Consider the following 13,594-nt stretch of genomic DNA (forward strand, 5'->3'; position numbering starts at 1 on the left):
AATTGCTTCAACGCTTTGCGCTCGATTCAGCGCAACGGCGGCCCGGCCGACGAGCGCGCCGCGCGAGCGGACGACGGAATCAGCGATCAATCTCGCCGAACACGATGTCTTGCGTTCCGATGATCGTGACGGCGTCGGCGATCATGTGGCCGCGCGCCATCTCGTCCAGCGAGGCCAGATGCGCGAAGCCAGGCGCGCGGATCTTCAGGCGGTACGGCTTGTTCGCGCCGTCCGACACGAGATAGATGCCGAACTCGCCCTTCGGATGCTCGATCGCGGCGTAGGTCTCGCCTTCCGGCACGTGGAAGCCTTCCGTGAAGAGCTTGAAGTGGTGAATCAGCTCTTCCATGTTGCTCTTCATGCCGACGCGCGACGGCGGCGCAACCTTGTGATTATCGACCATCACAGGGCCGGGATTCTTGCGCAGCCAGGCAATGCACTGTTTGGCGATACGCGTGGACTGACGCATTTCCTCGACGCGCACGAGATAGCGGTCGTAGCAGTCGCCGTTCACGCCCACCGGAATGTCGAAGTCCAGTTGATCGTAGACTTCATACGGCTGCTTCTTGCGCAGATCCCATTCGATGCCCGAGCCGCGCAGCATCGCACCGCTCATGCCGAGCTGCAACGCGCGCTCGGGACTCACCACGCCGATGCCCACGAGACGCTGCTTCCAAATGCGGTTGTCGGTGAGCAGCGTTTCGTACTCGTCGACATAGCCCGGGAAGCGATTGAAGAAGTCTTCGATGAAGTCGAGCAGCGAACCTTGACGGTTCTCGTTCATCTTCTCCAGCGCCTTCGCATTGCGAATCTTGGAGACCTTGTATTGCGGCATTGCGTCAGGCAGGTCGCGATAGACGCCGCCCGGACGGTAGTACGCCGCGTGCATGCGCGCGCCCGAGACCGCTTCGTACACGTCCATCAGGTCTTCGCGCTCGCGGAACGCGTAGAGGAAGACCGCCATCGCGCCGACGTCGAGCGCGTGCGAGCCGATCCACATCAGGTGGTTCAGCACGCGCGTGATTTCGTCGAACAGGACGCGGATGTACTTCGCGCGGATCGGCACGTCGATGCCGAGCAGCTTCTCGATGGCCATCACGTAGGCGTGCTCGTTCGCCATCATCGACACGTAGTCGAGACGGTCCATGTACGGCACGGACTGAATGAAGGTCTTGGTTTCGGCGAGCTTCTCGGTCGCCCGATGCAAGAGGCCGATGTGCGGATCGGCGCGCTGGATCACTTCGCCGTCGAGTTCGAGCACGAGGCGCAGCACGCCGTGCGCGGCAGGGTGCTGCGGGCCGAAATTCAGCGTGTAGTTCTTGATGTCTGCCATGACGCTCTCTTAATGTTTCAGACCACCATAGCGATCTTCGCGGATCACGCGCGGCGTGATTTCGCGCGGCTCGATCGTCACAGGCTGATACACGACGCGCTTCTCTTCCGGGTCGTAGCGCATTTCGACGAAGCCCGTGACCGGGAAGTCCTTGCGGAACGGGTGGCCGATGAAGCCGTAGTCCGTGAGAATGCGGCGCAGATCGGGGTGGCCTTCGAACACGATGCCGTACAGGTCGAATGCTTCGCGCTCGTACCAGTTGGCCGACGACCAGATATCGACGAGCGACGGAATGATCGGCACTTCGTCGTCCGGAGCGAACACGCGCACGCGCAGGCGCCAGTTGTTCGAGATGGAGAGCAGATGCACGACGGCCGCGAAGCGCGGGCCTTCGTAGACGCCGTCGCCGAAAGTCGAATAGTCGATGCCGGCGAGGTCCATGAGCTGCTCGAAGCCGAGCGAGCGGTCGTCACGCAGCCGGGTCGCGACTTCAAGATAGTCGGCCGCCTTCACGACGACCGTCACCTGACCCAGCGACTCGGTGATGTTCTGGAGACGGTCGCCAAACGCCGCCTCGAGGTTCGCTTTGAGGGTCTCGAGTTTGCTTGCCATAGTTGGGGAGGCTCAGGCCTTTATTGACGGGCGATGGTGTTCGTGCGGCGAATCTTCGCCTGCAGCTGGATCACGCCGTAGACCAGCGCCTCGGCCGTCGGAGGGCAGCCCGGGACATAGACGTCGACCGGAACGATACGGTCGCAGCCACGCACGACGGAGTACGAATAGTGGTAGTAGCCGCCACCATTCGCACACGAACCCATGGAAATGACCCAGCGCGGCTCGGCCATCTGGTCGTACACCTTACGAAGCGCGGGCGCCATCTTGTTGCACAGCGTGCCGGCGACGATCATCACGTCGGACTGGCGCGGGCTCGGACGGAACACCACGCCGAAGCGGTCCAGGTCGTAACGGGCGGCGCCCGCATGCATCATCTCGACCGCGCAGCACGCGAGACCGAACGTCATCGGCCACAGGGAGCCGGTGCGCGTCCAGTTGATCAGCTTGTCAGCCGTGGTGGTGACAAAGCCTTCCTTCAAGACCCCTTCGATACTCATTTGATTTCCACTCCAGATGAGCAGCCAGCCAAAGCCGCCCATGAATCCGGTGATCTACCCGTCATTCCCAGTCGAGACCGCCCTTTCTCCAGATGTAGGCGAAGCCGAGCAGGAATTCGAGCAGAAAGATCATCATGGCCATGAAGCCGGGCCAGCCGATGTCGCGCAGGGCCACGCCCCACGGAAACAGGAACGCCGTCTCAAGGTCGGAGATGATGAAAAGAATTGCGACGAGATAGTAGCGCACATCGAACTTCATACGCGCGTCTTCGAATGCTTCGAAGCCGCATTCGTACGGGGCATTCTTTTCGGTGTCGGGCTTGTTGGGACCGAGAATCTTGCCGATGCTGACCAGCGCTATACCTAAACCAAGGCCCACCAGAAGAAACAAGAAGACGGGGTAATAGGGTGCGAGGTTCAAGGCTTTCCTCTGATCGGTAGTTTCGGTCAGTGATGATTGAGATGCTTGCCGGGACAGACCACCCGGCGACGGGATTCACTTGGGACCGCTCACGATATCAACGATATCGTAAGGGTACTCCAGAAGTGACAATGCCAGCCGAAGCGATGCATGCGGCTGGCATTGGATAACTTTTGGTGCCGACGGCGAGACTCGAACTCGCACAGCTTTCGCCACTACCCCCTCAAGATAGCGTGTCTACCAATTTCACCACGTCGGCACTGTACTGCAATCCGGGAAAACAAACTTCTTAATTGCCGCGAATCGCTTCAAGACTTGAATTATAACTAGGTCCCACGAATTGTTCAACGCACAAAACACGAATTTCGCGAAAATTTGTTTTGGCGTTCATTTCGGCACATCGGTGCCCGGCGCCGATGACGCAGGCGCTGCCGATGCCGGCGCAGCTGCAGGAGCCGATGCGGTCTTTCCAGCCGCAGCAGGCGCTGAAGCAGACGTCGGACCTGCGCCGAGCACGCCGGCCGACGTCTGGGGCTTGTAGCTTCCGAGGTACGTGAGCGCGAGCGTCGTGATGAAGAAAATCGCGGCGAGCACAGCCGTGGTACGGGAAAGAAAGTTCGCCGAGCCGGTCGCGCCGAACAAACTGCCCGACGCACCGCTGCCGAACGCCGCGCCCATGTCGGCGCCCTTGCCGTGCTGAAGCAGCACGAGCCCGATCACGCCAAGCGCCGACAGCAACTGGACGACGATAATCAATGTCTTCAAATACAGCATTTCAACTCACCTGGATCTTGATGTTTCCGTGACACTCACGTGTCGCGACATGCTCTTTCGACTGCTCCCACCACGAACCGATTATTGCAACACGGTTCGCGCCGCCTGGCAGATCGCAAGAAAATCTTTCGACTTCAGCGACGCGCCGCCAATCAGCCCGCCGTCGATGTCTTGTTGCCCGAACAACTCCTGCGCGTTCTCGGGTTTGACGCTGCCGCCATAGAGCAATGGCACTTCGGCTGCGGCGGCACACTTCTCCGCCAGCTTCTTGCGCAGGAACGCGTGAACGCGCTGCGCCTGGTCGGCCGTCGCGCTCTTGCCCGTGCCGATCGCCCAGACCGGCTCGTAGGCGACGACAATGCGCGCCGCCTGCTCCTCGTCCAGCATCAGCAGCACCGCATCCAACTGGGCGCCGATGACCTGCTCCGTCGCCTCGCGCTCGCGTTCATCGAGCGTTTCGCCGACACAGACGATAGGCGTCAGTCCTGCCTCGAGCGCTCGCCGCGCTTTCGCTCCGACTTGTTCCGGCGTTTCGTAGTGGTACGCGCGGCGCTCCGAATGCCCGACGATCGCGTACGTCGCGCCGAAGTCGAGCGTCATTTCGGCCGCGACTTCGCCTGTGTACGCGCCCTGCACATGCGCCGACACGTCCTGCACGCCCCAGCGCACCACCGATCCGTCCAGCAGCGCCTGCGCCTGCGCGAGATACGGATAGGGCACGCACACGCCCACGTCCACGCCGTTGCGCAAGGCCGATGCCCCCGACGCCACTTCGGTCAGCAGAGCCGCGTTTTCCTGCATGCGGCCGTGCATCTTCCAGTTGCCGACCACCAGTTTCGCTCGTTGTCTCGACATTGTCTCGTCACTCGGCGGCTTGCGACGGCCGCTTTAGTTATAGCGGCCGTGCTTTTCAATCAGCCGCCGCGTTATGGGAATGAACCGCTACAAACTGCGAACTGCTTGCAAAACAGGCGATTTTACTGTGTTACAGATAACTCGGTCAAACCGCCGATAACCGTTTCGCGTCTATGACGCGCTTTGTTGCCCGTTTTCCGTCCAGTCGAGCACGATCTTGCCGACATGCGTGCTGCTTTCCATCAGGGCATGCGCGGCGGCCGCCTCGCTTGCCGGGAACACCTGGTGAATGACCGGTTTAATGCGCCCTGCCTCGATCTCGGGCCATACGCGCTCCTTCAGCTTCGCGGCGATTTTCGCCTTGAAAGCGACGGGACGCGGACGCAGCGTCGAGCCGGTGATGACTAGCCGGCGACGCAGAATGTCGTTGAGATTGATTTCCGCCTTCGCGCCGCCCAAGAGCGCGATCACGCAGATGCGCCCGCCATCGGCGAGCGCCTTCAACTCGCGCGGCAGATAGTCGCCCGCGACCATGTCCAGAATCACGTCGACGCCACGATCGTTCGTGAGCGACCTCACCACTTCGACGAAATCCTCTGTCTTGTAGTTGATCGCCCGCTCGGCGCCGAGCGTCTCGCACGCGCGGCATTTCTCGTCGCTGCCCGCGGTCGCGAAGACGCGAAAGCCGAGCGCGCGCGCAATCTGGATGGCCGTGACGCCAATGCCGCTCGATCCGCCTTGCACGAGGAGCGTCTCTTCCTCGCCGTTTTCGCCGGAGCCAAGATGCGCGCGCTCGAAGACGTTGCTCCACACCGTGAAGAACGTTTCCGGCAGCGAGGCCGCTTCGATATCGGACAAACCGGCTGGTACCGGCAGACATTGCTCCAGCGGCGCAACCGCATACTCTGCGTACCCTCCGCCCGCGAGCAACGCGCACACGCGATCCCCTTTCTTGAGACCGAACGGGTTGTGCTTCGAATCGAGGTCGCCGTCGACGATTTCGCCCGCCACTTCCAGCCCCGGCAGATCGGACGCGCCCGGCGGCGGCGCATAGGCGCCTTTGCGCTGAAAGACGTCCGGCCGATTCACACCGGAAGCGGCCACCTTGATGAGCACCTCGCACTTGCCTGCTTCGGGCATCGGGCGCTCGCCCAGCTTGAGAACTTCGGGTGCGCCAAATTCGGTGATTTCGACGGCCTTCATAGCATTCCCCTGAATGGGCATGGCGGGATGGATCGATTCGAACGGCTCGAACCGGATGGCGCTGCGCACGCGATGAGCAATCCACGCTCCACAGTGCCATCGAGTCCGGCGACGCATCGGACAATGCATAGTCCCGCATCGTCCAATTGACGCCATACAAGAAAACGGCCGGCTCGCAGAAGCGGCCGGCCGTCTACACATTACCGCATTACTGCTGCGGCTGCGTCGGTTCCGTTTGTTGCGCGGCTTCGTTCAAGAGCGCCTTGGCCGACAAGCGCACGCGGCCCTTTTCGTCCGTCTGGATGACCTTGACCTTCACGACCTGACCTTCCTTCAGGTAATCGTTGATGTCCTTCACGCGCTCGTTGACGATCTCCGAGATGTGCAGCAGACCGTCCTTGCCCGGCAGGATATTCACGATCGCGCCGAAATCGAGCAGCTTCAGCACCGGACCTTCGTAGACCTGGCCCACTTCCACTTCGGCCGTGATGTTCTCGATGCGCTTCTTCGCCTCGGCCATGCCTTCGGCGCTCGTGCTCGCAATGGTCACGACGCCGTCGTCCGAAATGTCGATGGTCGTGTTCGTCTCTTCGGTCAGCGCGCGGATCACCGAACCGCCCTTGCCGATCACGTCGCGGATTTTCTCCGGATTGATCTTCAGCGTGATCATGCGCGGCGCGAATTCCGACAGCTCCGTGTTCGTGCCCGGCACCGCCGACGTCATCTTGCCGAGAATGTGCATGCGGCCTTCCTTCGCCTGCGCGAGCGCGACCTGCATGATTTCCTTCGTGATGCCCTGGATCTTGATGTCCATCTGCAGCGCGGTCACGCCTTGGGCGGTGCCGGCCACCTTGAAGTCCATGTCGCCCAGGTGATCTTCGTCGCCGAGAATGTCGGTCAGAACCGCGAACTTGTTGCCTTCGAGGATCAGGCCCATTGCGATGCCGGCGACGTGCGCCTTCATCGGCACGCCGGCGTCCATCAGCGCGAGACAGCCGCCGCAGACCGAAGCCATCGACGACGAACCGTTCGATTCCGTGATTTCGGACACGACGCGGATCGAGTAGCCGAATTCGTCGGCGCTCGGCAGGCACGCGACGAGCGCGCGCTTGGCGAGCCGACCGTGGCCGATTTCACGGCGCTTCGGCGAACCGACGCGGCCGGTTTCGCCCGTGGCGAACGGCGGCATGTTGTAGTGGAGCATGAAGCGCTCGCGGTATTCGCCTTCGAGCGCGTCGATGTTCTGCTCGTCGCCCTTCGTGCCGAGCGTCGCGATCACGAGCGCCTGCGTCTCGCCGCGCGTGAAGAGCGCCGAGCCGTGCGTGCGCGGCAACACGCCCGTGCGGATTTCGATCGGGCGCACCGTGCGCGTGTCGCGGCCGTCGATACGCGGCTCGCCGTTCAGGATCTGCGAGCGGACGATCTTCGCTTCGATATCGAACAGGATGTTGCCGACGGTGGCCGCATCCGCTGCCGCCGTGCCCGATGCCGCCGCTTCCTCGGCGAGCTTCGCCGACGTTGCCGCGTAGACTTCCTTCAGCTTCGTCGAGCGCGCCTGCTTGTTGCGCAGCTGGTACGCAGCTTCGAGTTCCGGCTTCGCGATTTCGGTGACGCGCGCGATCAGCGCTTCGTTCTTCGGCGCCGGCTGCCAGTCCCACTCGGGCTTGCCGCCGTCGCGAACCAGTTCGTGGATCGCGTCGATCGCGGCTTGCATCTGCTCGTGGCCGAACACGACCGCGCCGAGCATCACTTCTTCAGAAAGCTGCTGCGCCTCGGATTCGACCATCAGCACCGCGCGCTCCGTGCCCGCGACGACCAGATCGAGCGCCGATTCCTTCATCTGCGCACGCGTCGGGTTCAGCACGTACTCGTTGTTGATGTAAGCGACGCGGGCCGCGCCGACCGGGCCGTTGAACGGCAGACCGGACACCGCGAGCGCAGCGGACGCGCCGATCAGCGCGGGGATATCCGCCGGGATTTCCGGATTCAGCGACAGGACGTGAATCACGACCTGCACTTCGTTATAGAAACCTTCCGGGAAGAGCGGACGCAGCGGACGGTCGATCAGGCGCGAGATGAGCGTCTCGCCTTCCGACGGACGGCCTTCGCGACGGAAGAAGCCGCCCGGGATCTTGCCGGCGGCGTAGGTCTTTTCCAGATAGTCGACGGTCAGCGGGAAGAAATCCTGACCCGGCTTGGCCGTTTTCGCGCCGACGACGGTCGCGAGCACCACAGTGTCTTCGACATCGACGATCACCGCGCCGCTTGCCTGACGCGCGATTTCACCCGTTTCCAGGCGGACGTTGTGTTGTCCCCACTTGAACTCTTTGACGATCTTATTAAACATTGCGACTCCTTCTATGTTGCGCCGCGCCTTCGGTCGAGCGCATGAGCTGTCTCTGCGGCGCTGGGCGGGACGGTCCCGGGCCGCGCGTGAGAGGTGTGTTATGCCATTCCAGTGCGGCGCGCGAACGGGCCGCGGGGCCGCGCTGGAATGACACAAAGCTCTGCCGCGAGGCTGGACCGAGTGTCGGGTAAAGCGTATGACTGCCGAGAACGACTAACTACGAAGTGCCGGCCGATGAAACCGATCCGGCACCACTTCGCGAGCGGATCGCGCAAAAACAAAATGCCTGCATCAGCGAACTGACACAGGCACTTCGTTAGAACACTGGCCGCGAAGCCACGCCAGGGGCCAATTACTTGCGCAGACCCAGCTTTTCGATCAGCGAGCGGTAACGATCCGCATCCTTGCCCTTCAGGTAGTCGAGCAGCTTGCGACGACGGCTGACCATGCGCAGCAGACCGCGGCGGCTGTGGTGATCCTTCGTGTGGGCCTTGAAGTGGATGGTCAGTTCGTTGATGCGGCTCGTGAGCAGTGCGACTTGCACTTCGGGGGAGCCGGTATCGTTGGCGCCGCGCGCGTATTCAGCGACGACGTCGGACTTCTTGATTTCTGCTACGGACATTTGCTTTTCCTTTGATACAGACAGGCGGTCACGGAAGAAAGGCCGTGCCGTGGTTTGCGTCGACAGGCCCAACTCGACAACTCGACGAGTCGCGCCCAATTCACTTCGTTTTCGAGCTTTGCGCGTCTTGAGAACGCCGCTTCCAGCCAAAAACGAAGCGCAGAGTATAGCACACCGCGCTTCGCCGAGCGGACGGCTCCATGCGCTCAACGCGACGGGCGCGTCATTTTGCACGTGGTCGGGGGCGCGGTGTCGGCGGCGGGCACCGACAGCAGCGTGCGAAAGCCGTAGCCGGAACCTTCGTTGTCGGACCGCACGCCCGGCGTGCCGGCCTTGTCCATCTCCATCACGTAGAGCGGCTGGATCACTTGATGATCCGAGGCGCGCATGGTCGATGGATGAAAGCCGGCGCCGTCGAACTGCATGCCTTCGAGCGCGCGCGCCGCAGCGAGCGGGTCCGCGCTGCCGGCGCGCGTCATGGCGGTGGCGAGCATGTCGATCATGAGCGGCATGCGCAGCACGAGGTAGTCGTCGGAGGCGGCGGGAAAGCGCGCGCGGAACGCGCGGTAATACGCGTCGGAGGCCGCGCCGCCCGCGTTCGGGTGCCAGTCGGCGACGGCGATCACGCGCTTCACGCCGGCATCGCCAAGCGCGGCGGGCGCGCCGAGACTGTTGCCGTAAAAGGTGTAGAACTTTGCGCCGAGTCCCTGCTCCCGCGCCGCCTTCACGAGCAGCGTCAGGTCGTTGCCCCAATTGCCGGTAATGACGGCATCCGCGCCGCTCGCGCGAATCTTCGCGATATACGGCGAGAAGTCCTTCACGCGCCCGATCGGATGAAACTCGTCGCCCGTGATCGCAATGTCGGGCCGCTTCATCTGCAACGCGCGCCGCGCCTCGCGGCTCACGTCGTGGCCGAAGCTGTAATCCTGATTCAGCAGATAGACCTTCTTCACCGCGCGGTCGCGTTGCAGCGCGTCTGCGAGCGCGTCCATGCGCATGCCGGCGTGCGCGTCGAAGCGGAAGTGCCAGAAGCTGCACGCGTCGTTGGTGAGCGCGGGATCGTCGGCGGAATAGTTCAAGAACAGCACGCGGTGGTCCGGCTCGCGCTCGTTCTGCTTGTCGATGGCCGCGACCAGCGCCGCCGCCACCGCCGAACTGTTGCCCTGCATGACGAAGCCGATCTTCTGGTCGATGGCCGCGCGCAACTGCACGAGACTCGCCTCGCTGCTGCCCTTGCCGTCGAGCACGACGAGCTCGAGCGGATGCATGCCGTCGGCCAGCTTGACGCCGCCTCGCGCGTTCACCCGCTCGACGCCGAAGCGCAGATTGCGCTCGACCGCCGCGCCCGCGTTGGCGAACGGACCGGACATGCCTTCGATCATCGCGAGCTTGATGGGCGCAAGATCGGCGGCGCCGGCCTTCACTGCGCACGTCAAGGCTACGCACGTCAACGCGATCCGCAGCCACCGCGCGCGCGACTTCATGAGACTGAGGCTTGCCATCGCTCTTTCCGAAGATGAAAGCGCGGATCATAGGCTGCGGCGCGGGCGCGATGCAAGCCGGCGCGACGCATGGTTCTTGCGCCGCATGTCAAAATCCAGCAAAGCGAAGAAAAACCCTCGCCATCGCGAGGAACCTGCACGTGGAGGCTTCAATGCTGCACTCACTCAACCGTCTGCGCGGCGCGCTCGTCTGCGCCGGGACGGCGTTGCTGCTCGCGGGTTGCGCGCAGCCGTGGCAGAACTATCAGGCAGGCGCGGATGCCTCGACGATCGTCGCCCGCCTCGGCCCGCCGCGCGAAGTCTACGACCTGCCGAACGGCGGCAAGCGCCTGATGTGGCCGACGCAGCCGCTCGGCGAATTCACGACCGCAGCGGACATCGACGCCTCGGGCAAGATCGTCAACGTGCGGCAGGTGCTCGACGAGAGCGAGTTCTACAAAGCGCAAATCGGCACGTGGACCAAGAAGGACGTGCTCGTGAACTTCGGCCGGCCGGTCGAAACGTCGTATTTCCCGCTGATGAAGCGCGAAGTCTGGACGTATCGCTACATGGAGGCGAACTTCTGGTACTTGATGTACAGCTTCTATTTCGACGATGAGGGCGTCCTGCGCCTGATGCAGAAGTCGCCCGATCCGCTGCACGATCCCGATCGGCGCAGTCTGTTCTGACAGGCGGCGCGCGCAAAAAAGCCCTCCGAGGAGGGCTTTCGCTTTCTTGCGACTGTCTGCCGATCAAAGCTGCGGATTGAGCTTTTCGACCTTCGAATGCAGCTTGTTGAGCGCCGCGATATACGCCTTCGCGGAAGCGGCGACGATATCCGGATCGGTACCGACGCCGTTCACGATACGTCCGCTCTTCGACAGACGCACCGTCACTTCGCCCTGCGCCTGCGTGCCGGTCGTGATCGCGTTGACCGAGTACAGCACGAGTTCGGCGCCGCTTTCCACCTTCGATTCGATCGCGTGCAGCGTAGCGTCCACCGGACCGTTGCCGCGCGCTTCGCCCGTCATTTCGGTGCCGTCCACGGCGAAGACCACGCGTGCCTGCGGCTGCTCGCCGGTCTCCGAATGCTGCTTCATCGAGACGAAGCGGAAATGCTCCTTCGCCTGCGCTTCCGGCGATTCTTCCGAGACGATCTGCATGATGTCTTCGTCGAAGATTTCGGCTTTGCGGTCCGCGAGATCCTTGAAGCGAGCGAACGCGGCGTTCACTTCCGCTTCCGATTCGAGCTGCACGCCCAGTTCTTCGAGACGCTGCTTGAACGCGTTGCGGCCGGACAGCTTGCCGAGCACGATCTTGTTCGCGCTCCAGCCCACGTCTTCGGCGCGCATGATTTCGTAGGTATCGCGCGCCTTCAGCACGCCGTCCTGGTGGATGCCCGATGCATGCGCGAACGCATTCGCGCCGACCACCGCCTTGTTCGGCTGCACGACGAAGCCGGTGATCTGCGAGACGAGCTTCGAAGTCGGCACGATCTGCGTCGTGTCGATGCCGAGATCGAGCCCGAAGTAATCCTTGCGCGTCTTGACCGCCATCACGATTTCTTCGAGCGACGTATTGCCGGCGCGCTCGCCCAAGCCGTTGATCGTGCATTCCACCTGACGCGCGCCGCCGATCTGCACGCCCGCGAGCGAGTTCGCGACCGCCATGCCGAGGTCATCGTGGCAGTGCACAGAGAAAATGGCCTTGTCCGAATTCGGGATGCGCTCGCGCAGCGTCTTCACGAGGTTGCCGTAGAGTTCCGGCACGCCATAACCAACCGTATCGGCGATATTAATCGTGCGCGCGCCTTCGTCGATCACGGCTTCGAGCACGCGGCACAGGAAGTCGATGTCCGAGCGGCTGCCGTCTTCCGGCGAGAACTCGACGTCGTCCGTGAACTTGCGGGCGAAGCGCACCGCGAGCCGCGCCTGTTCGTACACCTGCTCCGGCGACATACGCAGCTTCTTTTCCATATGCAGCGCGGAAGTGGCGATGAACGTGTGAATGCGGAAGCGGTTCGCGGGCTTCAACGCATCGGCGGCGCGCTGGATGTCCTTGTCGTTGGCGCGGGCAAGCGAGCAGACCGTGCTGTCCTTCACGAGCGAGGCGATCGTCTGGATCGCGTCGAAATCGCCGTTGGAACTGGCGGCAAAACCGGCCTCGATCACGTCGACCTTCATGCGCTCCAGTTGCTTCGCGATGCGGATCTTCTCCTCTTTCGTCATCGAAGCGCCGGGGGACTGCTCGCCGTCACGCAAGGTCGTATCGAAGATGATCAACTTGTCTGCTGCCATGTTGGGCTCCTGTGGGGAGATTTATCGATTGTTGGGAATATCGAGATAGAACGACAAAACGGAATCCGGGTGTTCGCGCCACCGCTGGCGTCGAAAACCTTGAACGAGCAGACGGGAGGCGAGACAGATCAGCGCGGTAGGCGCGCTAGTAGCGATAGTGCGCGTAGAAACGCACCAGCCGAAGAAGACGAGAGGAGGAACAGAGAAATGTTCATTCGAAAACTATAACGGCTTTCGAAGACGCGTGCAATGAGGCTTTACGATCGAATCAATAGCCCACTTAGCGACGACGCCACAAAGCAAAAAGCCTGCGTTCGCGAGAATGCAGGCTTTTTGTGATGAGCGCGAGAAACGATGTTGCGAAAAGTCGATCAGTAACCGCCGAGCGTCGCGCTCACGCGCTGACGCAATTCCGTGCCGTCGTTGAACTGCGCGTTCTCGATGCGGCGCGCACCCGTGAACCGCTTTTCCCAATAGCCGTTTTCCATGTCGTCGACGCGGATCGTGCTGCCGGTGGACGGCGAATGCACGAACTTGTTGTCGCCAATATAGATGCCGACGTGCGAGAACGAGCGGCGCATGGTGTTGAAAAACACGAGATCGCCCGGCTTGAGGTCCGACACGCGAACCTTCTCGCCGACGCGGCTCATTTCTTCGGCGCGGCGCGGCAGCGTCATGCCGAGCGTGTCCTGAAACACGTAGCGCACGAAGCCGCTGCAATCGAGGCCGGAATCCGGCGTGTCGCCGCCCCAGCGATAGCGCACGCCGATCATGTTGAGCGCGCCGACGACGACGTCGCCTGCCTTGCTCGCCACGCCGGAGAAGAACGCCTTCGCGCCGCGCGGTGCGCTGGCGGTGTCCGCCGTGGCGGCGATGGCCGCGGTGTCGGTGGCTTTGGATGCGGTGGTGATGCCGTTGCCGGCATTTTGGCTGTTACTGCTGACTTCGTCGGCGAAAGCGCCGGAAGTGGTGGTCATCAGAAGGCCGAGCAACATGCCCGCGGCAGCGCGCGCACATGTCTGAGTCAACGTGAGTGGTTGCATCGGTCGGTAGGTTTTACAATTAAAGACTGAAAAATCAGTGAGATATGTGAAAGTTTGAACGCATACTAGCCACAAAGTATTTAACTGTCAAAAGAAATAGGAAAAT

General features: G+C 62.3%; 13 protein-coding genes and 1 tRNA gene. 1 reads left to right on the top strand and 13 read right to left on the bottom strand.

Features of this window, described 5'->3' with window-relative positions:
* Window positions 1-79: 79 nt before the first annotated feature.
* The 11 genes from HWX53_RS19845 to HWX53_RS19895 form a co-directional block, all read right to left on the bottom strand.
* The gene (locus HWX53_RS19845; protein ID WP_175944108.1) at window positions 80-1,333 is read right to left on the bottom strand and encodes an NADH-quinone oxidoreductase subunit D; all 1,254 of its coding nucleotides are present in this window, start codon (window positions 1,331-1,333) and stop codon (window positions 80-82) included.
* A 9-nt stretch (window positions 1,334-1,342) separates the two neighbouring features.
* On the bottom strand, window positions 1,343-1,945 hold the full coding sequence (locus tag HWX53_RS19850) for an NADH-quinone oxidoreductase subunit C (protein ID WP_175944110.1): 603 nt from the start codon (window positions 1,943-1,945) through the stop codon (window positions 1,343-1,345).
* 20 nt (window positions 1,946-1,965) lie between these two features.
* Complete coding sequence (locus HWX53_RS19855; RefSeq protein WP_006052903.1) at window positions 1,966-2,445, bottom strand: NADH-quinone oxidoreductase subunit B; 480 nt, start codon at window positions 2,443-2,445, stop codon at window positions 1,966-1,968.
* 61 nt (window positions 2,446-2,506) lie between these two features.
* Complete coding sequence (locus HWX53_RS19860; RefSeq protein WP_175944112.1) at window positions 2,507-2,866, bottom strand: NADH-quinone oxidoreductase subunit A; 360 nt, start codon at window positions 2,864-2,866, stop codon at window positions 2,507-2,509.
* A gap of 174 nt (window positions 2,867-3,040) precedes the next feature.
* Window positions 3,041-3,125: transfer RNA gene (locus tag HWX53_RS19865), tRNA-Leu, on the bottom strand.
* Between the two features lie 128 nt (window positions 3,126-3,253).
* Window positions 3,254-3,640, bottom strand: coding sequence for a preprotein translocase subunit SecG (gene secG, locus HWX53_RS19870; RefSeq protein WP_175944114.1), 387 nt, complete (start codon window positions 3,638-3,640; stop codon window positions 3,254-3,256).
* A gap of 81 nt (window positions 3,641-3,721) precedes the next feature.
* Window positions 3,722-4,495: a triose-phosphate isomerase gene (tpiA, locus tag HWX53_RS19875; protein ID WP_175944115.1), complete on the bottom strand. Its 774-nt coding sequence runs from the start codon at window positions 4,493-4,495 to the stop codon at window positions 3,722-3,724.
* Between the two features lie 171 nt (window positions 4,496-4,666).
* A complete protein-coding gene (locus HWX53_RS19880) occupies window positions 4,667-5,698 on the bottom strand; it encodes an NAD(P)H-quinone oxidoreductase (RefSeq protein WP_175944117.1) in 1,032 nt (343 codons plus the stop codon).
* Between the two features lie 208 nt (window positions 5,699-5,906).
* The gene (gene pnp / locus HWX53_RS19885) at window positions 5,907-8,045 is read right to left on the bottom strand and encodes a polyribonucleotide nucleotidyltransferase (RefSeq protein WP_175944119.1); all 2,139 of its coding nucleotides are present in this window, start codon (window positions 8,043-8,045) and stop codon (window positions 5,907-5,909) included.
* 352 nt (window positions 8,046-8,397) lie between these two features.
* Window positions 8,398-8,667: a 30S ribosomal protein S15 gene (gene rpsO / locus HWX53_RS19890; protein ID WP_175944121.1), complete on the bottom strand. Its 270-nt coding sequence runs from the start codon at window positions 8,665-8,667 to the stop codon at window positions 8,398-8,400.
* 206 nt (window positions 8,668-8,873) lie between these two features.
* Window positions 8,874-10,169 carry a branched-chain amino acid ABC transporter substrate-binding protein gene (locus HWX53_RS19895; protein WP_241269780.1) on the bottom strand — a complete coding sequence of 432 codons (1,296 nt, stop codon included), beginning with the start codon at window positions 10,167-10,169 and terminating at the stop codon, window positions 8,874-8,876.
* A 152-nt stretch (window positions 10,170-10,321) separates the two neighbouring features.
* Here HWX53_RS19895 and HWX53_RS19900 point away from each other — a divergent pair, with 152 nt between their 5' ends.
* A complete protein-coding gene (locus HWX53_RS19900; RefSeq protein WP_175944123.1) occupies window positions 10,322-10,837 on the top strand; it encodes a hypothetical protein in 516 nt (171 codons plus the stop codon).
* 63 nt (window positions 10,838-10,900) lie between these two features.
* Here the strand turns inward: HWX53_RS19900 and HWX53_RS19905 are convergent, their stop codons facing one another.
* On the bottom strand, window positions 10,901-12,445 hold the full coding sequence (locus tag HWX53_RS19905) for a 2-isopropylmalate synthase (RefSeq protein ID WP_175944125.1): 1,545 nt from the start codon (window positions 12,443-12,445) through the stop codon (window positions 10,901-10,903).
* A gap of 371 nt (window positions 12,446-12,816) precedes the next feature.
* On the bottom strand, window positions 12,817-13,488 hold the full coding sequence (locus HWX53_RS19910) for a C40 family peptidase (protein WP_175944127.1): 672 nt from the start codon (window positions 13,486-13,488) through the stop codon (window positions 12,817-12,819).
* Window positions 13,489-13,594: the final 106 nt, after the last annotated feature.

This window comes from Caballeronia sp. BCC1704, from assembly GCF_902833455.1.
In the GTDB taxonomy this organism is placed as follows: Bacteria; Pseudomonadota; Gammaproteobacteria; order Burkholderiales; family Burkholderiaceae; genus Caballeronia.

Bases quoted from the DNA above. Each gene is read 5' to 3' on its own strand.
- secG (WP_175944114.1), bottom strand. From the start codon at position 3,640: ATGCTGTATTTGAAGACATTGATTATCGTCGTCCAGTTGCTGTCGGCG.
- rpsO (WP_175944121.1), bottom strand. From the start codon at position 8,667: ATGTCCGTAGCAGAAATCAAGAAGTCCGACGTCGTCGCTGAATACGCG.
- HWX53_RS19850 (WP_175944110.1), bottom strand. From the start codon at position 1,945: ATGGCAAGCAAACTCGAGACCCTCAAAGCGAACCTCGAGGCGGCGTTT.
- HWX53_RS19880 (WP_175944117.1), bottom strand. From the start codon at position 5,698: ATGAAGGCCGTCGAAATCACCGAATTTGGCGCACCCGAAGTTCTCAAG.
- pnp (WP_175944119.1), bottom strand. From the start codon at position 8,045: ATGTTTAATAAGATCGTCAAAGAGTTCAAGTGGGGACAACACAACGTC.
- HWX53_RS19910 (WP_175944127.1), bottom strand. From the start codon at position 13,488: ATGCAACCACTCACGTTGACTCAGACATGTGCGCGCGCTGCCGCGGGC.
- tpiA (WP_175944115.1), bottom strand. From the start codon at position 4,495: ATGTCGAGACAACGAGCGAAACTGGTGGTCGGCAACTGGAAGATGCAC.
- HWX53_RS19900 (WP_175944123.1), top strand. From the start codon at position 10,322: ATGCTGCACTCACTCAACCGTCTGCGCGGCGCGCTCGTCTGCGCCGGG.
- HWX53_RS19855 (WP_006052903.1), bottom strand. From the start codon at position 2,445: ATGAGTATCGAAGGGGTCTTGAAGGAAGGCTTTGTCACCACCACGGCT.
- HWX53_RS19845 (WP_175944108.1), bottom strand. From the start codon at position 1,333: ATGGCAGACATCAAGAACTACACGCTGAATTTCGGCCCGCAGCACCCT.
- HWX53_RS19895 (WP_241269780.1), bottom strand. From the start codon at position 10,169: ATGGCAAGCCTCAGTCTCATGAAGTCGCGCGCGCGGTGGCTGCGGATC.
- HWX53_RS19905 (WP_175944125.1), bottom strand. From the start codon at position 12,445: ATGGCAGCAGACAAGTTGATCATCTTCGATACGACCTTGCGTGACGGC.